This is a genomic window from Pseudobacter ginsenosidimutans (genome assembly GCF_007970185.1).
Taxonomy (GTDB): Bacteria; Bacteroidota; Bacteroidia; order Chitinophagales; family Chitinophagaceae; genus Pseudobacter; species Pseudobacter ginsenosidimutans.
Map to the genome: position 1 here is coordinate 7,591,618 of NZ_CP042431.1, position 25,801 is coordinate 7,617,418.

Sequence of the window (25,801 nt, forward strand, 5' to 3'; positions counted from 1 at the left end):
TAAGATCATTTCAATAAAAGACCCATACGAAATTATATGATATGTTAAGGTCGATTCGTAGGCGGACTTCGGGATGTCTGTAGTAAAACTTCAACATTTTGAGGAAAATTGACATTCATCACCGCAAACCACAATTTTCGGTCATGCCTCTACGTTGCCGGCTGCCGCATAAAAAAAGGCGCACCGTATTTTGTGCGCCTTTTTAGTAATATAACGATAAGCTTATTTTCTCTGTTTGGCTTTTTCCTCGGCCAGCTTCTTTTGCTGTTCCTGCATCTGAGCCAGTCTCTCCTGCCATTTGCTTTGCGTCTTCGGTTTCTTCCTGTTCTCTTCGATCTTTGCCAGGATCTTGTCGTGGTCAATGATGAAGTTCTGTATCACCCACTGCAATGCCAGTGTGATGATGTTGGAAACAGTATAGTACCAGGTCAGGGCCGAAGGCAGACCATTGAATACGAAGAACAGAATGAACGGGAAGATGTACGGCATGTACTTGAGCATCGGATTGTTCTGATCCGGCGTCATGTTCATATTGTAAATGGAGATCAGGAAGCTGGTGATTACAGCTGTGATCGTGAACAGACTGATGTGGTTGCCGATACCGATGATGCTGGTCTTCCAGCTGAACAGCACATCGTAGGAAGCCAGGTTATGCGCCCAGAGGAATTCTTCACCACGCAATGCGATATTGGAGTTGAAGAAGCTATACAATGCAAAGAAGATCGGGATCTGCAGTAATGCCGGGATACAACCACCCAACGGGTTCACTCCTGCTTCCCGGAATAGTTTCATCTGCTCCATACCTACCTGCTGCTGATCGTTGCCAAGTCTTGCCTTCATCTTCTCGATCTCAGGACGAAGTGCTTTCATTTTGGCGCCGCTCAGGTAACTGGTATATACAAGCGGAGAAGTGATCAAACGGATACAGAGCGTGAGCAATGCAATCACCAGACCAAAGCTGCCGATGAAGCTTCCGAAGAAGTTGAACACAGGCATCACGATGTATTTGTTGATCGGGCGAACGAAAGTATACATATCACGGCCCAGGTTCACCAGCTTATCCATTTCAGGTGCGTCCTGCGCTTTCAGGATCTTGTAATCGGTTGGACCGAAATACAATTGCATCGGCAGGGTGGCTACGGAACCGAGTGGTAATTTGGTTTGCAGGGTAGCTGTTGCTTCTGCAAGTATTGGGGATGTCTTGTCTGTATGGCGGAACCATCTTACCTCACCGCCCGTGAATTTATTCTTGCTCACCAGGGTGGTATTGAAGAATTGCTGGGCAACGCTCACCCACTCTACAGGCTTTTCAAATTTGTGGTCAGTCTTATTCTGGATATAATCGAAATCATTGTCTTCGTAAAAACAGATGGTAGACACCTGGCGTTCGTAAGCCACATCGCTCTCGTGCTGCATTGTTTTGGACTGCCATGTGAGGTTGATGGTGCTTTGTGTGAGCAGTTTGTCTGCGCCGTTCAGTTGCACATTCCAGTCGATCATGTAAGCATTGGGCTTCACCACGAAAGTATGCTGGATGGTACCGTTCGCAGAAGGCAGCTGGAATACCACGGTTTGGGAACCGTCAGCATTTTTGGTAACAGTGCCGGGCGTAAAGAACAATTCAGCAGTTTGTGAAGCCTGGTTGGGCGCCACATTCACTGCATAAGAGATCTTATCGAAATCAGTACCGTTCAGTACAACCAGCGAACTATCGTTGAAAGATTTGTAGCTCTTCAGCTCCACTTTGGAAGGTCTTGCACCTTTATTGGTGAAAGTGATCTTGAAAACTTCGTTCTCCACTACAGTGAGGGCTTCCGTTTGCGGAGCCTGAACAGTAGAATCGAATGCAGCTCTTTTAGTGATGCTGTCTTTCAGGGCAACGAGGGAGTCAGCTTTCCACTTTACCAGTGCAACAGAATCATCGTAACGCTGTTTAACAGCCTGCGCCTCATTCGAGTTCTTTGTAGCAGTAAACAGGTAAACGAATAATAATACGGCTAATAACACGAAGCCAATCACCGTATTGCGGTCCATATTCATTATACTATCAATTTAGAGGGAGCAAAGATAGGGGTTTTGGCCTCCCGGCAGTCAGAAACCTGTTGAAGGTCTAACTGCCGGAAAGCCAATATATTTCTTTAGATCATTTCACCTTGCATGGCAGGGTTCTTCACCGCATTCTTCTTTTCGGTGTATTCCTTGGCTGCCGCTATGAAGTTAACGAAGAGAGGATGTGGATTTTCCACGGTGCTCTTCAGTTCCGGGTGGTACTGAACACCAATGAAGAAAGGATGGTTGGGCAGTTCCACAATCTCCACCAGTCCGCTTTCAGGGTTCTTGCCACTGGCCACCATTCCGGCAGCTTCGAACTGTGAGAGGTATTTGTTATTGAACTCCCAGCGATGACGATGACGCTCGCTGATAGTTGTTTTACCATAGATCTTATACGCCAGGGTTCCTTCCTTGATCACACAATCGTAAGCGCCCAAACGCATGGTGCCGCCTTTGGCCGTTACATTCTTCTGCTCTTCCATCAGGTCTATCACGGGATCAGGCGTATTCGGGTTCATTTCCGTTGAATGCGCTTCCTTCAGTCCGAGAATATCGCGGGCCATTTCGATCACGCTCATCTGCATACCCAGGCAAATACCGAAGAAAGGCAGATTCTGTGTACGCGCATATTTAACGGCAATGATCTTTCCTTCCACACCGCGATGTCCGAAACCGGGAGCCACCAGCAGACCGTCAAGGTTAGCGAGTTTCTCGGCTACATTATCTTCCGTGATGAATTCACTGTGCACATTCACTACCTGTACCTTGCATTCATTGATGGCGCCTGCATGTACAAAGGCTTCCAGGATGGATTTGTAGGCATCCTGCAGTTCGATATATTTTCCGATGAGACCGATGGTAACCTGACTCTTGGGATATTTCAGTTTGTCTATGAATTCTTTCCAGCGGGTCAGCTCGGGATCTTTGGTCTGTGTGATATTCAGTTTCTTCATACAGATCACATCCAGCTTCTCGCGCATCATCAGTAATGGCACTTCGTAGATGGTGGGCGCATCGGCAGCTTCGATCACTGCTTCAGTTTTCACATTACAGAACTGCGCAATCTTACGGCGCAGTTCGGTGCTGAGCGGTTTTTCCGTTCTGCACACGATGATATCGGGGTGAACACCTTCCTGGCTCAGCATTTTCACGCTGTGCTGGGTCGGTTTTGTTTTCAGTTCCTTGGCTGCCTTGAGGTAAGGGATCAGCGTGAGGTGGAGCACCACAGTGTCTTCCTCAGGAAGTTCCCACTGCAACTGGCGCAGCGCTTCAATGAAGGGTAAGCTCTCGATATCACCTACAGTACCACCAATCTCGGTGATGATGATATCGTATTCTTTGCTCTGCCCCAGCTGGAGCATTCTGCGTTTGATCTCGTCCGTTATATGCGGGATCACCTGAACGGTTTTGCCGAGATAAGCCCCTTCCCTTTCTTTGTTGATAACGGTTTGATAGATACGGCCGGTGGTTACGTTATTGGCCTGGGAGGTGAAGATATTGAGGAAGCGCTCGTAGTGGCCGAGGTCGAGATCGGTTTCGGCTCCGTCTTCCGTAACATAACACTCACCATGCTCATAGGGATTCAATGTTCCCGGATCCACGTTGATATAGGGATCTAATTTCTGGATCGTAACGCGCAGACCTCTTGCCTGAAGCAATTTAGCCAGCGAAGCTGCAATAATCCCTTTACCTAATGAAGAAGTTACCCCTCCGGTAACAAAAATATACTTGGCCATATTCTATGGTTATTTTACAAATTCGTCTAAGGTTGTGAAAACTGGCTGACCAGGACAGGTATAAACAAAAATTGTCAGCTACATCGTATCCGACGTCCAACTCATTGCATCATACTTTTGTCTTGATTGACTACCCCATTCCCATTGACCAGCGGGAATCAAATGAAGAATAATTCCGGGAGGTCATGCAAAGTTACAATTAATCTTATTCCGGAAAAAATTCCAGTTAAATGCCGGGGGAAAAGATGGGGAGAAATCCGGTTTGATCTTACCGTTTTAAACCAATAAGGCTGAAAGAAGTATAGGTAGGCGTATAATGATTGGTTTTGGATTTAACCAGTTGCGGAGTCTGTTCAGCTTTATCGTTTTTAGCTGAATGGAGGGCTGTAATCAACACAATTTCAACGGCCAGAATAAATAAGCTTATCCTATCGGTCTTCATAGATATTGTTGGTTCAGATTTAGGGTATACAATAAACGATCACCGGGATTATTTTATTATCAGTCCGGCGCTGAAAAAACACATCGTGTTTTTACGAAACACTTAACAAAAATTGAAGGCGAGAGTACCTGTAGCATCTGGTAACGTTATGTAAGTAACCAACCAGGATTTGAATACATCATCAAATCCTATCCATCTGAATTTTCTGACTTGATTTTCGAAGTGCAAATTCACTTATGAGTGAATTTTATTTATTAACTTCGTAAATGTTCTCCTTTAGGTGAAATCAAAATTAGTGTACCTGAATCAGTTTTCGGGTGAAAAAGCAGCTGTTTACAGTATTGCCGTAGAAAACAGCAAAAGATTATTTATCAATCATTTCATTGAACAGTACAAAAACGACTATTTAGAGGAAGTGCTTGATGTTATGGACAGGCTTAGACAAATTGGGCATTACTCGAAAATTATCCGGACCAAACTGAATAATGGCTCATTGGTATTATCTGCAGACGGATCCAGATTTGAAGGGAATCTTCTACTCACCTTTTAAAAACAGATGTCATGAAACGCTTTGATGAAATTGATGAACATAATTATTCCAGTGATCTTATAGATGAAATGTTCAAGCTGATCACTCCTGAAGCCCAGGCTAAAACTCATTACAGAATGGGCCTGGCCGCTAAAATCGATGATGCGCTCAAAGCAAAAGGCTGGAAAAATCAAGACCTTGCAAAAGCATTGAATATTAAGAGCTCCTCCCTGGTTTCAAAGTGGCTGAGTGGCACTCATAATTTCACCGTAGACACACTGGTGTTAATTCAAATGGCCTTGGGTATTCAGTTGTTGGATGTAGGAGAAGAAGACAAACCTAACGCTACATCGCCTGATAATGGCAATACTCCCAATGCTCCGGTTGAACTGGCAAAGAACATTGACGCTATCAAACAAAGTTTGACTTCCGTTGCAAATAGTAATCAAAAAAGCTTTGCTACCATCAACTATAAGTAAGCATGTCGCTCAAACCAAAACAGCAATCATACAAATTGATTGAGATCGATCTGATCTCATTCACACTCCTTCCCAAACCTGCACATAAATTTTCCAAAGCTGATGTGGAATTCAATATCAGACAGGAATTGCAAATGGATCCGGTAAAAGAAATGGTAACAGCATTCACATTGATCTACTTCCGTGAAGCAGGTAAAAAAGAATTCATGGCAAGCATCGAAGTTGCCTGTGCGTTTGAACTAAAAAACATAAAGAAGCTGATCAAAAAAGATGATGTAGCTAAAGGCAGCACTATCTCTGAAGAATTAGATACAGCCATGAACCGGATCGCTGTTGCAACCAGCAGAGGAATATTATTCAGTCAACTTAAAGGGACATATCTGCATGAGTATATCATGCCGCTGCATCCAATTGAATAAATTAAATCAGGGCTTCTGGATCTTATCGTAACTGGCAACGATCCCCTTGATCAGCGAGGAGCTGAAACCCTGGTGTTCCATTTCATTCAAGCCCGCAATGGTACATCCTTTGGGAGTAGTTACCTTATCGATCTCCTGCTCAGGATGCGCGCCGCGTTTCAATAACAGTTCAGCTGCACCGAGTACCGTTTGCGCAGCAATCAGGCTGGCTGTGGCTGCATCGAAACCGATCTCGATCCCGCCCTGGATATTTGCGCGGATATATCGCATGGCATAAGCTGTACCGCAGGCGCCCAGTACGGTAGCCGCATCCATCAGCTTCTCATCGATCCAAACCACACGGCCCAGTTGATTGAAAAGGTCCTCGATATAACTCACATGCTCATTACTTACTTCATGCGCAGAAAGACAGGTCATGCTTTGCTGGATTGCGATAGCCGTATTCGGCATCGCGCGGATGATGGCCAGCTTACTGCCAACGGCCTTGAGGATATTATCGATGGAAATGCCGGTAACCACAGATACCAGCACATGTTTTTGAGGATCGAATACAGATTGCAGTTTGCCCAGTACATCGTTCACCTGGAAAGGCTTCACCGCCAGTATCACCAGGTCGGCAAACCGAACAGCTTCTTCATTATTATCGCTCACCAGTACTCCCTTTTCCGCCAGCGGCCCCAGGGTTTTGGTATTGCGCTTGGTGATGAGGATATTTTCGGGAAGGGAAAAGCCACTGTTGATCAGCCCTTCGGCTATCGCGGTTCCGAGGTTTCCGCCACCGATGATGGCAATTTTTCTGCTCATAGCATGTGTTTAATAGTATTCCCCTGCGCTCAGGTAATTTCTCACGTAATCATCAACCCCATCTTCCAGGGAATAGAAGGGCGCTGAATAGCCGGCCTTTTGGAGCTTGCTCATATTGGCCTCCGTGAAATACTGGTACTTATCGCGGATATCTTCCGGCATATCAATATACTCAATCTTCGAATGCCTGTCAATGCCCGCAAATGTGGCATTCACCAGGTCTTCAAAAGATCTTGCCTTACCGGTGCCGAGATTGTACAGTCCATTATCAACTTTGTGCTGAGCATAGAACTGCTCCATCAGCCAATAACAAACATTGATCACATCCTTCACATATACGAAATCACGTAGTTGCTGTCCATCCTTGAAATCCGGACGATGGCTTTTGAAGAGTTTCACCACGCCATTGCTACCGATCTGTTTGTAGCTATGGAAGATCACGCTGGCCATGCGGCCTTTGTGGTATTCATTAGGACCGTACACATTGAAGAATTTCAGCCCGGCCCAGAACGGCGGCTGCTTCGTTTCTTTCAATGCCCATTTATCGAATTCGTTCTTGGAGATCCCGTAAGCATTGAGTGGCTGCAGCTTGTAAGGCAGTTCATGATCATCATCATATCCAAATTCACCATTGCCATAAGTAGCAGCAGAGGATGCATATACCACAGGAACATTATTGGCCGTGCAGTATTCCCATATCTTTTTGGAATATTCTACGTTTAGGTGTTCGTGAACGGAGTAGTCGAATTCGGTGGTATCGGTTCTGGCGCCGATATGGAAAATGAAATCAATACCCGGTTTATGCTCTTTCAGCCAGTCGAAGAACTGTTCACGCTCCACTTCTGAAGTCCATTTTTTGCCGTCCAGGTTGGGAGTTTTGTCTTCCCTAGAAAAATCATCTACCAGGATAAGGTTGTTGAAACCATGTTCATTGAGGTAGCCTACAAGGCAGCTGCCGATGAAACCGGCAGCGCCTGTAACTACGATACTCATATTCTTGTCCATGCTTTATTGATTGAGCAGATGGAAGATTGTTATTAGAGAGCGCTCATGGCATGCTCTGCTTCATGAGCTGCGAGCAGGTTGTGAATGGCATCATCATATTTCTGTTTCCATCCGCTGATGGGGCCCCAGAAATTGCCGTCCACATCGATACCGCCTTTAGTAACTGCGCCCAGCTCTTCAGCAGGATGACTGCCCAGTACTTTTTTGAAAGCATCGAGTTTAGCCGGACTAACGCTTACCACTACCCTGCTTTGCGCTTCACCGAACCAGTAAGCATCTTTGCGGATACCGGCATCTGCAGCTTTCACGGCAAATCCAAGATTGCGGTTGAATCCACTTTCCATCAGGGTGATGAAGAGACCACCTTCACTCACATCGTGGGCGGATTCGATCACGCCGGCCTTGATCAGCTCAGCCACTTTCTGCTGGAGAACGAATTCTTCTTCCAGGTCAAAATGAGGAGCGGTGCTGAATTCAATACCATGAACCTTGTTGATATATTCAGAAGATCCGAGATCTTCGCGGCTCTTACCGATAAGGAAGAGATGATCGCCTTCGGCTTTGAAGTCGAGGGTCATCTTCTTGTTCACGTTATCCAGCAATCCTACCATACCGATGGTTGGTGTAGGATACACAGGGCCTTCAGGATTCTGGTTGTAGAAAGAAACGTTACCACCGGTTACAGGGGTATCGAACTTGCGGCAGGCATCGCCCATACCCTTGATCGCATTCACGAATTGGTAGTATACTTCAGGATCGTAAGGGTTACCGAAGTTCAAACAGTTGGTAACACCGAGAGGCTCACCACCGCTGCACACGATATTACGGGCAGCTTCGGCCACTGCGATCTGCGCTCCCTTGTAAGGATCGGCAAATACATAACGGCTGTTACAATCCACTGTGAGCGCCAGTCCCTTGTTGGTGGGTTTTGCAACAACCACAGACGCATCGGAAGGTGCATTCGTGGAGGCATTGCCGGTACCTACCATGCTATCGTACTGAACATATACCCAGCGTTTGCTGGCGATATTGGGAATAGTGATGATCTGCTCCGCAACACCACGCAGATCAGTGGGCACTTTCACGCTGTCTGCGTTGAAAGCTGCGATCTTCTGCAGATAAGCAGGCTCTTTGAATTCACGGGTATATTGAGGAGCGCCGCCACCGAGCACGAGGGCTTCAGCAGGAATGCTCGCATCCAGTTCTCCGTTCATGTAGAAATTGAGGATGCCATCTCCGGTTACTTCACCGATCACAGAACAGGGCAGGTCCCATTTCTCGAATACCTGTTCTACCAGGTGTTCTTTTCCCTTTTCTACAACCATCAGCATACGCTCCTGGCTTTCGCTGAGCAGCAGTTCCCAGGATTTCATATTCTTTTGACGGGTAGGAACCTTATCCAGGTCGATGCGCATACCAACGCCGCCTTTGGCGCTCATTTCTGCAGTGGAGCAGATGATACCGGCTGCGCCCATATCCTGCATACCAACTACTGCGCCGGTTTGGATCACTTCCAGACATGCTTCGAGAAGTTTCTTTTCCTGGAAGGGGTCACCCACCTGAACGGCAGGCAGGTCCTGTGCTGATTCAGCAGTGATATCGGCAGAAGCGAAGCTGGCGCCGCCGATACCGTCTTTACCGGTAGCGGATCCCACGAACATCACGGGATTGCCGATACCTTCTGCGGTGGCGGAAACAGTTTCTCCTTTCTTCACGATGCCTGCACTGAATGCATTCACGAGGGGATTGGTATGATAACATTGTTCGAAGTAGATCTCTCCGCCTACTGTGGGAACGCCGAAGCAGTTACCATAGTGGCCGATCCCGTGTACTACGCCGGCCAGCAGGTGCTGTGTCTTTGCTTCAGACAGGTTACCGAAACGGAGCGAGTTGAGGGATGCGATGGGTCTTGCGCCCATGGTGAAAATATCGCGGTGGATACCACCAACGCCGGTAGCTGCGCCCTGGAAGGGCTCGATAGCGGAGGGGTGGTTATGTGATTCGATCTTGAAAACAACGCCGTAATCGTCGCCGATGTCCATCAATCCGGCATTTTCCTCGCCGGCCTTTACGAGCATCTTTTTGCCTTCACGGGGCAGGGTTTTCAGCCACTTGATGGAGTTTTTGTAGCTGCAGTGCTCGCTCCACATGCCGCTGAAAGCGCATAGTTCATTGAAATTGGGGGTACGTCCTAATTTTTCTTTGATCAGTTCAAATTCCTCTGCTGTCAGGCGCAACTGCTGCGCCGTTTTTACTGTTATTTCCATGAAGTGATTTTTTGGCCGGCCCGGAAGGCTCCATCATGTGGAACACGGTATGGACCAGGGAGGTGCAAAAGTACGAACCACTATGCAATCTTATTTATAAATTTATCCTTTGTTAGCGCCTTCTATGAGAATTGCATTCGTTCACAACAACAAGGCATTTTTGTCTGAAACCGAAGCCTATCACAGGTTCTTTGGAAGATATGGCATTGATACCCTGCTGGTGAACAAGGAAGAAATAAAAAATACTCCCTGCGATGTGGAATGGCGCTACATGGGAACAGACCTTTCCCCACGTCGCCGCGGTGTACTGAAAGTGCACGAATATACTTCCACTTCCATCCCGCCCTGGCGCAAACTAAAGGACCTGGGAAAGAAATGGCTCAACGTGGAACCGGATTACCGGCTATTCCTGAATGAATATGTAAAGAAAAGCTTCGGCTTCGAAGATGATGTGCCCAGCGGCTTTCGCGATATGGGCATCCAGGAACATTGGTTTGGCTATGCCGCCACACCATCTTCCAATGAATTCGATTTTGTTTATCTCGGCGATCTCAGTCCCATCCGGGAACCGGAAAAACTGCTCGACTGCTTTGCTGCCGGCAATCTGAAAGAACGCAGCCTGCTGGTGATCGGAAAGGAATACCAGGCATTGAAAGAAAGATATCATTCATCTCCCAATATTCGGTTCATTGGGCCGCTGCCTTATGAAGAAGTCCCTGCTCAATTGAAGCGCGCAAGGTTCGGGATCAATTTCATGATGGACAAAGAGCCATTGAATCAGCAAACAAGCACCAAGCTGCTGGAATACCTGGCTGTTGGCCTGCCGGTGGTGAGCACGCATTATGATTGGATCATGCGGTTTGAACAACAATATGGAGGCAGCTATTGCTATGTGAAGCAGGACCTCTCGGATCTCAACTGGGAGCGTGTCTGTGGAATGGTATATGCGATACCTGATCTCAGCAACTGGACCTGGGAGCAACAGATAAGGAGCTCAGGTGTGCTGGACCTGATAGAAGATCACTGGGGAGGCACTTTTGATGATAATCTTAGTTTTTAGTCGCCCAGGTCTGCATTCAATGTGCCGATATATTCGTCGATCACTTTTTCTATCCCAAATTTCTTGATGATCAGTGAACGCCCGTTCTTGCCCATCCTGGCGCGGTCTTCTGCAGGCAGGTTGATCATCTTTTCCATTTTATCGGCCAGATCGAAGGGATCCTGGCTCTTACAGATATAACCTGTTGAATTGTTCAGCACCACTTCCTTACAGCCCCGGTTAAACGAAGTAATGATGGGGAGCTCCATACTGGCTGCTTCCATCAGGCAGCGTGGTACTCCTTCGTTATAAAAACTGGGGAAGACGAAGCAGTCGGCATGTTCCAGGAATGGACGAACATCTTCTGCAAAGCCCCGGTACTCGATCAAACCCTCCTGGCCCCAGCGCTGCAGGTCTTCCGTTGTGATGGAATCCGGGTGATGTGATTCAAAGAAACCGATCAGCTCGAAGCGGACATCATAATTCTTCTTTTTGAGAATGCGGGCTGCATCTGCATAGATGCCGATACCCTTGCTACGGAGCAAGCGGGTGCTCATCAAAAAAGTGAACACTTCATCTTTGTTCTTTCCGGATTGAAAGGACGGAGAGAAGAAATCAGTGTTCACGCCTTCTCCCGGCAATACTTTCGCTTTCTCGATATTCACGATCTTTTCTGTAATGAATATCTTGGCATCTTCGTTATTGAGGAACCATACTTCCTGGGTATGGCGCAGTGCTTTTTTATAGAGGAACTTGAGTGTGTAATAAAGCCAGTTCCGTTTCGCGAATGGGTAACCGAGACCTGTGATCACCGCCACGGATGGGATCTTCACAGCATTGGCGGCAAGTGAACCATAAATATTCGGCTTGGCCACATAATGGAAGATGAAATCAGGACGGTATTGCTGATAAAGACTTTTCAACTGGCGATAGAAGAACCAGTCAGAGACCGGATTGGCCGTTTTATTATTGAAATCGATGGGCAGGAAATGACAACCGGCTTCCCTGAGATGGATCGAGTAGTTGTCGTCAGGCGCAATGATCAATACATTGTATCCCTGGTCAAGCAGGCAACAGATCACGTCCATCCGGAAATTGTACACAGACCATGCACTATTGGATACGAATGCAATAAGTTTATTTTTTGCTGGATGCCGGGTCATTGTTTGAAATTGCGTCAAAATTATAATTTATAGAATATATTTAGCCATCGGATGTTCACAATATTGTACATAATACTGCTAACAGCCGGCTTTGCCTGGTTGCTGCAACGCATGTTAAAGAACAGGACCGTTATCCTTTCCTATAACGAACTGATCATGGTTTTTGGTGTGAAAGTCTTAGCCGCGGCAGGTTACGGCTACATTTTCCTACACTATTTTGGCGGGGATGATACCTGGTTATTCCATCAACAGGGGATAGAGGAGAAAAATCTCTTATTTCAACAAACAGCACAATTCTTTGCAGATTTTAATCCATTTCTTCCCTTTGAGCGCCATGCTACTTTTTCAGCAGGTTTCAGGAATCTGTTGGGCGATTGGGAATATAATCTTACCGTAAAGCCACAGGCAATCTTCAATATCTTCAGTGGCGGCAATTACTATATAAATATAGTTTTTTTTAGTTTCATAACATTCTGGGGACATTACTGGTTTTTCGAATTGCTGGTGAAAAATTTTCCTGCTCAAAGGAAATGGTGGTTCCTGTTGATTTTCTTTTTCCCTCCGGTGGTTTTCTGGCTCAGCGGATTCAGGGGGGATGCCCTACTCTTCTTCTTCATCACGTTGACGCTGAACCGAGGTTATCACTGGATGAAAACCAGGTCCCTCCGGTCTTTTGTGTGGGCAATCCTGGGGCTTGTTGGCGCTTTCATCATGCGCGCCCCCGTGCCTTTGCTGGCCATCCCGGCCCTTTTCTGCGTATTTATCACGGTAAAGTATAGGGTCAGTCCCTGGAAAGTATGGGCTCCCGTATATGCGGCAGGTATTCTACTCTTCTTTGCCAGTGCCCGGATCTCACCGGAAAAGAACCTGCCACAAATAGTGGTTAACAAACAGGCTGATTTTTTTTCACTGAAAGGAAATACGATATATCAACTGGACACGCTCACCGCGGATACCCGTAGTTTTATTACTGTATTGCCGCAGGCCGCTCTGAACGTCTTTTTCCGGCCTGCTCCCTGGGAAGCCAAAGGGCCTTTACAACTGGTAGCATCAGCCGATATTTTATTATTCTGGGGATTGGTCCTGTATATATTATATAGGAACAGGGGTGATATAAGATTTCAAATCTCCCAGCCCTTTCTTCTTTACTTGTTGATTTTCAGTGTGAGCTATTATATTTTTATCGGCTATACTGTTCCTTACCCGGGCGCCATTGTGCGGTATAAGATCATCCCCGAGCTCTTCCTTTTTACCTGGCTTACCGCTTCAAATAATAAAAAATTACATATTTAGTTTTCAATACTCCCGGACGTTAGTTTTTCGATGTTTGTCGCAAAAAATCGACTTATTTCCACAGTTTCATCAAAAATATTCACATAGCGGGCAAAATATTTCTCTAAACGGGCAATAGATCGTTTATTTGCACAAAGCAAAACACACAAATTAATGGAATCTTTACGTTTTAAAGCCATCAACGACTTGTCTACTCAGTCTAATGGCCATGCCGCTGCGAGTAGAACGAAGATTACCGGAATTTTCGGAGAAAATGTATTTACGCTCAAGACTGCCCGTGAATATTTAAGTGATGAAGCCTACAAGAGTTTGAATGCTTCTGTGAAAGGAGGAAAGAAACTCGATCGCGCTGTAGCCAACCAGATTGCTGCTGGTATGCGTCAGTGGGCTGAAGGCAAAGGTGTAACTCACTACTCACACTGGTTCCAACCCCTCACTGGTACTACGGCTGAAAAACATGATTCCTTCTTTACACTTAAGAGTGATGGCAGCGCAATCGAAACATTCGACGGTGACGGCCTGATCCAACAAGAGCCTGATGCATCTTCATTCCCTAACGGTGGTATCCGTGCAACTTTCGAGGCACGCGGCTACACTGCCTGGGATCCTTCTTCTCCGGCATTCATCATGGAGATCGGCGAAGGCAAAACGCTTTGCATTCCCACCATCTTCGTTTCTTACACCGGTGCTACACTGGATTACAAAGCTCCCCTGCTGAAATCAGTGGAAGCCCTGAACAAAGCTGCGGTAGACGTTTGTAACTATTTCGACAAGAACGTTACCAAAGTAAATGTTACCCTCGGCTGGGAACAGGAGTACTTCGTGATCGACGAAGCTATGTTCAACGGCCGTCCTGACCTCGTAATGTCCGGCAGAACTGTATTCGGACACGCTCCCGCAAAAGGACAACAACTGGAAGATCACTACTTCGGATCTATCCCTGAAAGGATCTATGCTTTCATGAGAGACTTCGAAGAAGAAAGCTATAAACTGGGTATCCCCCTCCGTACACGTCACAATGAAGTGGCTCCTGCACAGTTCGAGTGCGCGCCTATCTTCGAAGAAGTGAGCGTGGCAGTTGACCACAATACGCTCCTGATGGACATCATGGACCGTGTTGCACGCCGTCACAAACTGCGCGTACTGATGCACGAGAAACCTTTCGCAGGCATCAACGGCAGCGGTAAACACAACAACTGGAGCATGGCTACAGATACTGGTGTGAACCTCCTGGCCCCCGGAAAAACTCCGAAGACCAACCTGATGTTCCTCACCTTCTTCGTGAACACCATCAAAGCCGTTCATGATTATGCCGATACCCTCCGCGCTTCTATCGCTTCTGCCGGTAACGACCACCGCTTAGGCGCAAACGAAGCTCCTCCTGCTATCATCTCCGTATTCATCGGTCAGTTCCTGGCCAAGGTTCTGGAAGATGTGAAAGAAAGAGTAGGCGACAAATTCGATGAGCAGGACGAAGCCATCCTGAAACTGGACCTTCACAGAAGCATTCCTGAACTGCTGCTCGACAATACCGATCGTAACCGTACTTCTCCTTTCGCGTTCACCGGTAACAAATTCGAGTTCCGCGCCGTAGGCTCCACCGCCAACTGCGCCAACCCGATGACCACCCTGAACACCATCATGGCTGAAACCCTGAAGAACTTCAAAGCTGAAGTGGACGGCCTGATCGAAAAAGGTGAAAAGAAAGAGATCGCTATCATGCATGTGATCCGCGAGTACATCGTGAGCAGCGAGAAAGTGCTCTTCGAAGGCGATGGCTACAGCGACGAATGGCACCACGAAGCTGCGCGCCGCGGTCTGCCAAACATCCCCACCACTCCGCTGGCGCTGGATGCAATGGTTACAGACAAAGCCAAACATCTCTTCGAAAGCAATAACGTTCTTACACACGTTGAGCTGGAAGCACGCCACGAGATCGAACTGGAAAAATACATCAAGCGCGTACAGATCGAAGCCCGCATCATGGGTGAACTCTGCACCAGCCATATCCTGCCTGCTGCTATCAAGTATCAGAATATCCTGATCAACAATATCAAGGGTCTGAAAGAAGTAGGTCTGGCAGAAGAATCTTTCGCTAACCAGAAACAGATCCTGGTGAAGATCTCCGAGCATATCAACAAGGTGAGCGACCTGGTTGAGAAGATGATCGAAGCAAGGAAAATAGCGAACGCTATGACCAATACACGCACCAAGGCTATCGCTTACCAAAGCCAGGTGAAGGACCAGTACTTCGATGCTATCCGCTACCATGTAGACAAACTGGAACTGCTGGTTGCCGATCAGTATTGGGCACTGCCTAAGTATCGTGAAATGTTATTCCTGAGATAAATGGAAGGGTTGCCAGTTATCGGATAACTGAAAGCTGGTACACTGACATGACAAGCAATGGGCTGCTCCCGGGAGGGAGTAGCCCTTTTTAGTTGACATTATTGCAGCAATTCCAGGATACCTTCATTCCGTATGATCATCATACCCTGCCGGTCTTCGGTTATACCTTCCTGTAATTTATAAGTGTATCGTGGCCTGGAACCCTCCATCACAGTAGGCATATAGGTGAACCGGATATTGGAACTGCCTTCCAGCGCCTCTCCTACTTCAATGATATGTGTTGATACCACAAACAAACATTCGGTGTAATCAGCAAAAGCTTTTGTTACCGCGAGCGTGCCATCATAGGCATCCTTTACATTGGTGCCCTTGAACAGCTCATCGAACATCAATAATAATCTGCCGCCCGTTGCTGCCGCTTCAGCCGCCTGTTTCACCCGGACTACCTCCGCATAGAAATGACTGTATCCCAAACCAATATTATCTGCCACATTGATGGATGTGTACATTCCTTCACGCACAGAGAATTCCACCTCAGCAGCGGATACCGGGAAACCCATATGCGCCAGATACAGTACTATACCCACCGATTTCATCAGCGTGGATTTCCCTGCCATGTTCGCGCCTGTAAGGAAGATCACATTCCTGGTACCGCTCATGCGGATATTGTTGCCTACTGCTCCATCCAGACAGGGATGACTTAGGTTTGCAGCCGAAAGGAGATTCCTTTCAGCAGGCAAAGCTTTGGCATAGGTGAATCCGCGGACTTCCGCCACATTGCCCACAGCAATGTTCAGATCCACCTCATAGATGAACTGCATGATCTCCTGCATCTCTTTTGCCAGGCGGTTTTTCAACAGGTGATCGAAATTGGCAATGGTGCTGACTGGAAGATCCTGATAGATATCGATGTTCAGCAGCTTTTCAATCTGTTTGCTTGAAAGAACTGATTTGGCGGCTTTGATCCTGTCTTCAAAAACATTGTTTGCACCCTGTATGGTTTCGAGAAAAACGGCCGTTTTTTTCAGGGTAACGATGGTTGCCTGCAATCCCTGCACAATCTTCCTGAATCGCTCATCCCTGGTAAGGTTCGATAATATTTTTTTGATAAATACATCAGCCAGCGCCATCGCAGCATTTTTTTTGGCGCCACCATCCAGGTATTCGCGCATCTGGTTGATCTGCATCACATCGAAAGGGAATTGAAGTTTCGATTCCTGGAAGAAACGGAACACAGCACTTCGTTTGTTGATGGCTGTTTCTTCGAGCAGCGGGTGATGGAACATGTCATCCAGCAATTTCTCACCGCCCCTTGTTTTCACTTTGTTGAACAAGTGATATACAGATCCCTGCCTGAATTTCCCGAGCAGGTTGAGCTCTTCCAACGTCTGCTTGTCTATTTTAAAACTCATGCCAGTGAAGATTTAGTTTTTGAGAAAGCCTGCTTCTGTTTTACTCCGTTTTTTAATATCTCCAAAATCCCTTCATTGTTGATGATGATCATTCCATGACGGTCTTCCGTGATGCCCCTTTCCAGTTTGTACGTGTATTCAGGCGTATGCCCATTCATGCGCGTAGGCAGGAATTGAAATCCAACTTTCGGATTTTTCATCAACTGCTCCCCTGCTTCAACAATATGCGATGAGATCACAAACAGGCTGGTTGTTTTTTTAGCAAATGCATGGGTGATGGCCACTGTGGCTTCATGCGCATCTTTCACATTAGTACCCCTGAACAGTTCATCAAAAATGATGAAGAGCGCCTTCCCTTTATGCAGTTCTTCCGCCATCTTTTTAACACGCAATACTTCCGCATAGAAATGGCTGGCGCCGATCCCCAAATTATCCGGCAGGTTAATGGTGGTATAGATCCCATCCATCACCGGAAAGCTCATGGAACGCGCAGCCACCGGGAAACCCATATGTGCGATGTACACTGCAGTGCTGAGTGAGCGCAGGAAAGTTGACTTGCCCGCCATATTCGCACCTGTCAGGAACAACAAAGGCTGTGTTGCATTCAGCGTTATATCATTGCTCACCGGTTTTTTCAATTCCGGATGATACAGCCCCTGGATTTTCAATTCATGATCCCCTTTTTCCAATGCCCTGGGGAAAACGAAATTCATTTTACTAGCTACTGCCGCTACCGACAGCAACACATCGAGTTTGAAAATATAGCCCAGTAACTTTTTGATCTTTGCATGTTCACGAACTCTGAACAAAGTATCAAAAGCCGTTACAGAAGCATAAGACAATTTCCCTTTCGATGTTTCTTTCATGGCCGGCTCAAAAGCAGGGTCAGACAGCAACGCCAATACTTCTTGCCGGTCTGCTGCATATTCTTTTACATCCGCCACTTCTTTTATATGCAAAAACAACTGTGTGGTTTTGATCAGCTCAATCACAGCCGTTACGCCATTTTGGATTTCCTTTTCCCCGAATACTGCTGTATTGGGGGACCTGTTTTCTGCTTCACCGGCATGGATCAAATATTTCTCGGCCATATCGAACAACACAGCACTGTAGGGAAACGCCAGTTTCGCTTTCGCAAATTGTTCAATGACCGAACTTCGCTGGTTGATCAGTTCCCTGTTACCCAGCGGATGGCGGAACATTTCCTGCAATGCAGCCTCGCCACCACGGGTATGGGTTTGATTATAGATATCATAGATACCTGCCGCATCTTTCTTGCTGAAGATCCGCAGGTCATCGATGGTTTGTTCGTCTGTTTGTAGTTGCATGATTATTTTCTTTTACGACGGATCAGGATAATGGAACCCAGCAGCGCCACGGCAGCAGGAAGGATCCATACAAAACTTACTTTCAAAGCGCTGGCCGTATTGGGCGTTATTTTGATGACATTGTCTTTCGGAATAGGTCTTGGTCCGTATACAGGATATTCCTGATGATCGAGCCAGCAATAGATACCACGACCTAAATAGTCTCCTCCCAAATAGCGATTGCTCATAAAGTCTGCATCACCGGCTACAACAATACGTTGCTCTTTATTATTCTGTTTGCGGGACAGGGCTACTACCGGCATAAATGGTCCATTCTTATGATCACCTTCAGCAATATTGATCACAGGTTGCACGGAATCCTTCACCAGCTTTCCTCTTTTCAGCCATACCTGGGGCATAGCTTTTACCAATGGCTGGATTGCAAAGCTTCCTGTATCGCTGTACACCACCGGCGTTACACTTTCCATACCAGTATAGAGACTGTCGATAAATTTTGTTCTAAATTGAATCAGCTTGTGTTCGTCTGCCAGATATGCTGCCGAATCGGTCAGGAAGGGACCGAGTATATCAGGGGTGTTATGCTTACTCACCTGGATCAGGTTTCCTTTGTCGAACTGAACGCCTAATGTTGTCATCAGTGGGTTGAGCAGATCTTCTTTGCCGGGTTCACCAAGGATCAGCATATTGCCTCCTCCATTGATGAATTGTTGAATCTTTTCTTTTTTGATTGCACTCAATTCAGTTTTGGGATCGGCCAGCACCACCATGGCGATATTCTCTTTTTCTGAAAGAATATCCCTGTGGTCCAGCGAAATGGTATCTACATCGAAACCGTTATTGACGAGGGACGGACGATTCTCTTTTGCTCCTGCTCCAATCGAATATCCTCTTTCTCCAAAAATAAACGGATCTCTTTCCAGGTTGCCGGAGATGAACAATACTTTAGGCATTTGGAGATTCTGCAAGCGGGACAGCGCGGCTGCCACCTGTGCCTCATCAGGCCACATTCCCCCATCCTGAAAGGTTCTCAGGAAAGTGGTTTTCCCCTTGTATTTCACTTGCATCACCAGGCCATAACCTTCCTCTTCCAGGTTGATGATCTTCTTCATTTCCTCAGGTGTTCTGAATTTGTTAAGGTCCAGATCCATCGCTTTGGCAACCTCTTTCGCAATATCATGAATGCTTTTCCCGGGGAAGCTTCTGAAATAATAACTGTCTGGGCTGAGATCATAATAATATTCAAACTTGAACTCCATATCAGGTTTGAAACGTTGGTATTGTTCCCATAATCCGCTGAGATATTTGTTACGGCCTTCAGGAAATCCTGCACCAGCATTTTTTCCCAGCAGGTTGGTATACAGGGTCACTTCAAGCGGTTCTTCAGTCAGTCCCTTTACTATTTTTTGCACACGCGGGTGAATGGTATTACTTTTTTCGGCCGTAGCATCGAGGTAGCCCGTGAGCGCGGGCCGGGATGTAACGTACCCCAGCAGAACTGCGCATACAACAAGAGCCAGGTATTTACTGAATGTTACATATTTTGGTTTGGATTCCCGGCCTGATTTCAGTTTCAGTAAAGTGAAGCCAATAAACATGGAGATCACGATAAAGAAATAGAACAGGTCTTTGGTAGTGATAAGGCCAAATAACATCTTTTCAGTTCTGCCTGAGATCGAAAGGAAATAGGTAAGGTCCCTCACGAAATCGATGTCTTGCCATAATGATCCGATACGGCTCAAAATAAAGATGAGGATAAAAGTGCCGATCGCAGAAACGATCTGGTAGGTGGTGAGGCTCGACATGAATAAGCCGATAGCCGCATACGCACAAATCAGCAGATAAAATCCTAAGGAGGCAGATAAGAGCATTCCAAAATCAACCTGTCTGATATTGAAAGCGCCGGCTACCATAAATATTCCCACGATCGATACCAGCAGCAGATTGAAAAGCATCACAGCCAGGTATTTTCCAAAAACGATCTGGCGGGTCTTCACCGGCGAAGAGTATAACAATTTGATACTGCCGTTGCTTACTTCCCTGCTAAGTAGCCCCATCGTGATGAGGGGAATGAAGAGGTACAGGTTCATCATCACATTTACAAATATGCCATCCCTGTCGAGATAGATTATTTTGGTAAATGAAAGGTCAAACCCTTTGAATTTGGGGGATTTCATTCCGAGTTCCTGCATCTTACTCCAGTTATAGATCAAACCGGAATAAAAACAGCGCACTGGATCATGAAAACCACTGCGAGGAACCAGGCCACAGGAGAAAAGAATAAGTTCCTGAGTTCAGCCCTTGCTATTTTGAGAATCGTTTTCATCGATGATAAGTGTTAAGATTGATTTGAAAGATGTTTAAAGATGTCGTCCAGCAGGTTTTTGTCGAGGTTCACTTCCCTGATCTTCCATCTATGCTGAACGCCTGCTTCAATGATATTTTCAGTGACCTCCTGGTCTCCTTCGAAATAAATGCGGGCCTGTTTTTCGGTGAGGTATTCTGCGCGTGAAACACCGGGCACTTTCAGCAGATCGGAAACCGGTGGCGGATTTTCCATTCTTACCAAAACACTTCCGGGCTGAACATAATTATTGAAAGCGTCCATCGTATCGGAGAATACGATTTGTCCACCTTCGATCATGATCACATCACGGCAGAGCAGATGCACTTCCGATAAGATATGTGAGCTCAGCAGTACAGTATGATCTTTACCGATCTCTTTGATGAGTTTACGTGCTTCAATGATCTGATTGGGATCGAGCCCATTGGTGGGCTCATCCATCACTACCAGCTTCGGCTTGTGCAAAATAGCCTGTGCAATGCCTACACGTTGTTTGTATCCACCGGACAGGTTATTGATGAGGCGTGAGCTGAAATGTGAAATGCCTGTTCGTTCCATCGCTTCTGCTACGGCAGACCTGATATTGTTCTTGTTCATCAGCCGCAGGTCAGCAGCGTAATGCAGGTATTCGTTCACAGTAAAATCAGGATAGAGCGGAGGCGTTTGCGGGAGGAAGCCAATATTCATTTTTGCAGCCTCTGCCTCTTTCCGGGTATCCTTTCCATCGATAAAAACATTACCCTGTGTTTGATTGAGTACTCCGCAAATAATATTCATGGTGGTTGATTTACCGGCTCCGTTGGAACCCAGCAAACCAATCACCCCGTCTGGTTGATCTCGAGATTGATATCCCTGATGGCCCAGGCCGTACTGTATTTATGCGAAAGATTTTCAACTTTTAAAATACTGCTCATTGTTGCATATTGAATTGTATGATTAATAGGATCATTATGAAATCAGGTAAAAGTTTTGGGCAATAGGATCCCTGAAGCACAGGAAAAATTTTTTCAAACTCTGCCTGTACCAGTATTGAGCACCGTTCAATTACTTCTACCCTTTACTCATCAGGGCATTGGATTGAACGTAACATCCACGATCTTCGGGAACCCGGTTTCTTCCGCTTCCTTTACAGGCAGCTGGTGGCCCAGCGGAAGTTCGTATTGTCTGAATATGCCACTGTTATCCGGGTTGGCAGGATCGTAAGTACACACCACCAATCTCTTGAACAGTTCATTATAGACGGCTTGTCTGCCAGGCGTTCTGACCATGCCTGGTGTATATCGTTGCATTTTGATAAGGCTGATGGTTTCATTGGCGAAAGTGAGAAGGTTGATTGCCTGACCCATTTTGTAATCATAGGCTTTCACTTGATTTCCTTTGGTATAGACCAGGTAATTGGTACTGGTGTTGATCTCAATAAAAGGAGAACCGGCCACTTCCTTTGCGTCTGCTGAATTCATTTTCTTCACAGATTTCAGGATGGCATTGGAAAGGAACTCGATCACATATCCTTCTTCAGTAACCGGGTTATACAGGAAGGCTGTAATGAGATCTTCATCGATCATACCTTCCATTTTGGTGTTCATTGCTTTGGGCAGGAAGCCATTTTTAGAAAAAGGAAGATTGAGAGGGAACACTCCATTGACATTTGAATTTCCTTGTGCATGGGCTCTTACAAATTCATAGTTCTCCATATCATACAGGAACCTGTTGAATTCGGTAGCTAACCATCCAGGTCCGGTTAAAGTATGAACAGGTGAGGCTTTGAAGGCTGGCGCACCGGGTTCCAATGGCGGAGAGGTGCTGAACATGTCATGTGCGTATATGCCAAAGTAGCTCATATAAAAAGTGACGAATCTGTAGACTTTATTGTCTTGTGTTCCCACAAAACTGCTTTCTCCGGAAACATTCAGCACCACAGGAGAAGTTTCAGTGGGCACCATCGTTTGATTGAGATAACCGGTAATATCTTCATTAACCATAAAATCCATGCTTCTGAAAAATTTTATTTCCTTATCGGTGGTCAGCCCCATCCATTGATAAGGACTCAAACCCCATGGTATATCGGCTCCGATATTGTTGAGAGAAACAGGCTTACCGGTAATTGGTAAATGAATACCCAGTTCGGATTCGATATCGATAAATTTTTTATACCCGTTAGCAGTATAAGTGAGCACGCTCAATTTTGCTGTTCCGGATTTGTCGCCGAGTAATACCCAACCTTCACGGGTTGCCGTAGTCAGGAACACGCTGGTATTGGCCAGTTTCGATTTACCGGTTGTTTTTTCGGTAACGGTGAGCAGACAGGGAATACTGGCAGGGTCCTGATTTTCGAAATCCCCGTAAGTCAGGTAAGAGCGGTGACTGATGGTATCATGTGTATTGAGGTTGGTCCATACGAAATGATAGTCTGCCGTATCGAAACCTGCTGGTTCACCGGGAATACGGATATTGGCTTTGATGGAATCTCCGCCTTCGATCCCTTTGATGATTGTAGTAGTTCCGGAAGGTAACTCAAGCACAAATTCTTTTGAGTTACCTGAATCTGCACTAACAAGATCTTTTTTACAGCCGCTGATGATAAGCAGTATCGAGCATGCCAGCAGCGCTCCGGGCCATAGCTTTCGCGGGCCGGGTTTGAATGCAGAAAAACTATATAAATATTTCATTGTTGTAGTATTGGTAAACTTGAATTGAAACATAAAAACCATATCATGGGAAACTGATCTCATTACCATTTCCGTCCAGTACAGGATGTCCGGCATTCTTCTTCTCAATAAGAAGGGTTTTGGAAAGGGAGATGATTTCTGTTTTGATACTGTTATAGGCATCCCTCAACGGCCCTGATGAAATGCCCGTTAAGAGGATTTCAGTATCATCAATAAAATTATAGAGGTCGTTAAAACTGAATGGATCGAAATACAGGTGTTTGCCAGCTTGCAGATCGATGAAATTATTCAGCGTGGTCATATTCGCATTCGATTGCCAATAGGCCGCGCCCTTACGATTGACAGCTTCCTGCATCACGATCATTTTCGCAGCAGAAAAATTACCATAGAAAGTTTCATTCCTGTCAAAATAAGCAGGCTGCTGAAGCATGTTCCCGAATTTGTAGGTGATCCTGTACCAGGTATGATTACCAGGTTTGAAAAACTGGTTATTCTTCAGGGTGAGTGTTAAAGTTTTTGTTGCCGTGTCAGACAATGGTGGTCTGACCAGTTTCAGCTTGAGTTTATGTACCGACTCGTTGGCGCTGATATAGATAGAATCAAGAGGAGGCAGCACAGCATATTCAACGCCATTCCCTTCCACTTCCAGTAGTACGGGCCGGTTCTTGTCTGACATTCTTCCTTCTGCCCTGATCAATAAATTGTGATTGTACACCTCATTTAATTTCAGGGTATCCATTTGATTGAAACTGATGAGGAAGGAAAATTCCTTTTCTGCAACGTATACATTCTGAATATTTCTGACGTTTGCATCGAGAATATTGGTATTGACAAAATAGGTGAAATCCTCACCCGAAAATTTTGGCGGCATTTCCTTTTTGCAAGACAAGAGTGAAATCATCACTATTGCCAGGCTGAGGAGTTGGAGTGTATTCGATTTATTGTTGGCTTGCATGGATCACATTTTTGATATAACGCATTGAAGTTAGCTGGGGATCATCCTGCACTTATTGACGATAATAAGTTTCGTCCTCAGGCAGCGGCACAACATATTTACCGGCATCCATTGTAACGGTGCTGGTACCTGTATACGATGTGATAGTTCCCAGGTTCAGTCGCTTGAACATAAAATAAGTTTGTCCCTCACCAATAAACTCTCTCTCATACTCTTTGCGGATCTCCAATAACAGATCAGCGGAGGTACTGGCAGGCTGATAATTCACAGGGGTGAGGCCGCGACTCAATCGCAGACTGTTCAGGTAAAAATAACCTTGCTGAAGATCAGGCGCCGTTTCTGCGGCAATCAGGTAGAGCTCAGCTTTTTTGATCAGAGGCTGATAATACCTGAAGGTGGCATCTGTGATATTGGCGTTACTATGCTTTACGAAAACCTTGTAGTTCTTATTGCCTTCCACTCCTGTTTTGAACCAGTATCGTAAACGAAGATCGGTTGATGCAGGATCATACATTGCATCCAGCTTTTCCTGTGTGGGTGTATAGATCATTTCATCATGAACGAGGGGACTGAACATACGGCGGTAATAATCATACAGGCTCCTGTTATCGATCCCAAAAAAGGTCTCTTTACTCAGCAAGGGATCTGAGGCCATTTGCTGTTCAGTTTGCCAGGGGAAGAACGCTTCCTGTTCTGCGATGATCGATTGTGCCGCTGTACCTGCCAGTTCTTTTTTGCCGGCATATAAGAGTACTCTTGCCTGTAAGGTCCTTACAGCATAGTAGTTCATCCGGCGATGGCGGTTAGACAGGTAGTCCATTACTTGTCCATCAGCTGGCATTCCGCTGCGGTCAGCGCCTTTGGTACGGACGGGATCTTTTTCCAGCAGTTTAACAGCTGCATCCAGGTCTTCAAGGATCTTATCGATTGCAGCAGTGGCGGATAAAAGCGGTTGTGCTTCAATGGCAGGCTTTGTTATATAAGGAATAGCGGTATTACCCGGAGAGGCGGCATATACAGGACCGAAGATGCGCAGCATATCAAAATGTAAAAATGCACGGATGGCATAGGCTTCTCCCAACAGGATCTTTTTTTCAACAGGCTCAACCACATTAAAGGAAGGGTTCTCCAGCTTGCTGCAAAAAACATTAGCGCCAAGAATAGTGCGGTACGACTTGCTCCATACCTGCGAAAACAAAGATCTCACCGCAGTCATGTTATAATCCTTGAACAGATTCTGGTGTTCGCCGGCGATGGGATAGAAATACTGTGCAAACTGTTCTGTGCCTCCAATAGTAAGGGTTTTGCCATACAGCATGGAATCAGGCAATGATTGATACAGTCCATTCAATGCAGCTTCCACGCCTTTCTTTGTGGAGAAGGCTTCTTCTTCGAACATATAATCCCTGGGCTGTACATCCAGGAATTTTTTGCAGGAAAAGAACTGGAAAGACAGCAGGCAGCACACCAGTGTTACCCGGATTGTTCTATTGGTAAGATGTAATTTTTTCATTCTCCT

Annotated in this window: 18 protein-coding genes; 5 read left to right on the plus strand and 13 right to left on the minus strand. The window is 46.1% G+C overall.

What is annotated here, in order from left to right:
* Positions 1–222 precede the first annotated feature (222 nt).
* Entirely contained in the window at positions 223–2,034 is a 1,812-nt protein-coding gene (gene yidC, locus FSB84_RS29810; protein WP_225979926.1) for a membrane protein insertase YidC, read from the minus strand.
* Between the two features lie 104 nt (positions 2,035–2,138).
* A complete protein-coding gene (locus FSB84_RS29815) occupies positions 2,139–3,788 on the minus strand; it encodes a CTP synthase (RefSeq protein ID WP_130543717.1) in 1,650 nt (549 codons plus the stop codon).
* A 1,003-nt stretch (positions 3,789–4,791) separates the two neighbouring features.
* On the opposite strand from FSB84_RS29815, the gene FSB84_RS29820 reads away from it, so the two are divergent.
* Positions 4,792–5,238, plus strand: a complete 447-nt coding sequence (locus FSB84_RS29820) for a helix-turn-helix domain-containing protein (protein WP_130543716.1) — start codon at positions 4,792–4,794, stop codon at positions 5,236–5,238.
* Between the two features lie 2 nt (positions 5,239–5,240).
* The gene (locus FSB84_RS29825) at positions 5,241–5,657 is read left to right on the plus strand and encodes a hypothetical protein (RefSeq protein ID WP_130543715.1); all 417 of its coding nucleotides are present in this window, start codon (positions 5,241–5,243) and stop codon (positions 5,655–5,657) included.
* A gap of 6 nt (positions 5,658–5,663) precedes the next feature.
* Here the strand turns inward: FSB84_RS29825 and proC are convergent, their stop codons facing one another.
* The 3 genes from proC to purL are packed head-to-tail and all read right to left on the minus strand — an operon-like array spanning position 5,664 to position 9,733.
* Positions 5,664–6,461: a pyrroline-5-carboxylate reductase gene (proC, locus tag FSB84_RS29830; protein WP_130543714.1), complete on the minus strand. Its 798-nt coding sequence runs from the start codon at positions 6,459–6,461 to the stop codon at positions 5,664–5,666.
* A gap of 9 nt (positions 6,462–6,470) precedes the next feature.
* Positions 6,471–7,466: an ADP-glyceromanno-heptose 6-epimerase gene (rfaD, locus tag FSB84_RS29835; RefSeq protein WP_130543713.1), complete on the minus strand. Its 996-nt coding sequence runs from the start codon at positions 7,464–7,466 to the stop codon at positions 6,471–6,473.
* 32 nt (positions 7,467–7,498) lie between these two features.
* Positions 7,499–9,733, minus strand: coding sequence for a phosphoribosylformylglycinamidine synthase subunit PurL (gene purL, locus FSB84_RS29840; protein WP_130543712.1), 2,235 nt, complete (start codon positions 9,731–9,733; stop codon positions 7,499–7,501).
* A 124-nt stretch (positions 9,734–9,857) separates the two neighbouring features.
* On the opposite strand from purL, the gene FSB84_RS29845 reads away from it, so the two are divergent.
* A complete protein-coding gene (locus FSB84_RS29845) occupies positions 9,858–10,793 on the plus strand; it encodes a glycosyltransferase (protein ID WP_130543711.1) in 936 nt (311 codons plus the stop codon).
* On the opposite strand, the gene FSB84_RS29850 is transcribed toward FSB84_RS29845, so the two are convergent.
* Positions 10,790–11,935: a glycosyltransferase family 4 protein gene (locus FSB84_RS29850; protein WP_130543710.1), complete on the minus strand. Its 1,146-nt coding sequence runs from the start codon at positions 11,933–11,935 to the stop codon at positions 10,790–10,792. The two genes, FSB84_RS29845 and FSB84_RS29850, sit on opposite strands and share 4 nt — an antisense overlap.
* A gap of 51 nt (positions 11,936–11,986) precedes the next feature.
* On the opposite strand from FSB84_RS29850, the gene FSB84_RS29855 reads away from it, so the two are divergent.
* Entirely contained in the window at positions 11,987–13,228 is a 1,242-nt protein-coding gene (locus FSB84_RS29855; RefSeq protein WP_130543709.1) for a hypothetical protein, read from the plus strand.
* Positions 13,229–13,381: 153 nt separating this feature from the next.
* Positions 13,382–15,577 (plus strand): glutamine synthetase III family protein, encoded by a 2,196-nt coding sequence (locus FSB84_RS29860; protein WP_130543708.1) that lies wholly within the window; start codon positions 13,382–13,384, stop codon positions 15,575–15,577.
* Positions 15,578–15,675: 98 nt separating this feature from the next.
* Here the strand turns inward: FSB84_RS29860 and FSB84_RS29865 are convergent, their stop codons facing one another.
* The 7 genes from FSB84_RS29865 to FSB84_RS29895 all read right to left on the minus strand — a co-directional run bounded on the left by FSB84_RS29865 (position 15,676) and on the right by FSB84_RS29895 (position 25,795).
* Positions 15,676–16,989, minus strand: coding sequence for a MutS-related protein (locus FSB84_RS29865; RefSeq protein WP_130543707.1), 1,314 nt, complete (start codon positions 16,987–16,989; stop codon positions 15,676–15,678).
* Positions 16,986–18,317, minus strand: coding sequence for a MutS-related protein (locus FSB84_RS29870; protein ID WP_130543706.1), 1,332 nt, complete (start codon positions 18,315–18,317; stop codon positions 16,986–16,988). Before FSB84_RS29870 ends, FSB84_RS29865 begins: the two co-directional genes overlap by 4 nt.
* 2 nt (positions 18,318–18,319) lie before the next feature.
* The gene (locus FSB84_RS29875; RefSeq protein WP_147122455.1) at positions 18,320–20,506 is read right to left on the minus strand and encodes a Gldg family protein; all 2,187 of its coding nucleotides are present in this window, start codon (positions 20,504–20,506) and stop codon (positions 18,320–18,322) included.
* Positions 20,507–20,652: 146 nt separating this feature from the next.
* Positions 20,653–21,435 carry an ABC transporter ATP-binding protein gene (locus FSB84_RS29880; protein ID WP_262713780.1) on the minus strand — a complete coding sequence of 261 codons (783 nt, stop codon included), beginning with the start codon at positions 21,433–21,435 and terminating at the stop codon, positions 20,653–20,655.
* 287 nt (positions 21,436–21,722) lie between these two features.
* A complete protein-coding gene (locus FSB84_RS29885) occupies positions 21,723–23,327 on the minus strand; it encodes a hypothetical protein (protein WP_130543703.1) in 1,605 nt (534 codons plus the stop codon).
* Positions 23,328–23,370: 43 nt separating this feature from the next.
* Positions 23,371–24,282 carry a DUF4843 domain-containing protein gene (locus FSB84_RS29890; protein ID WP_130543702.1) on the minus strand — a complete coding sequence of 304 codons (912 nt, stop codon included), beginning with the start codon at positions 24,280–24,282 and terminating at the stop codon, positions 23,371–23,373.
* A gap of 52 nt (positions 24,283–24,334) precedes the next feature.
* A complete protein-coding gene (locus FSB84_RS29895) occupies positions 24,335–25,795 on the minus strand; it encodes a RagB/SusD family nutrient uptake outer membrane protein (RefSeq protein ID WP_130543701.1) in 1,461 nt (486 codons plus the stop codon).
* Positions 25,796–25,801 lie beyond the last annotated feature (6 nt).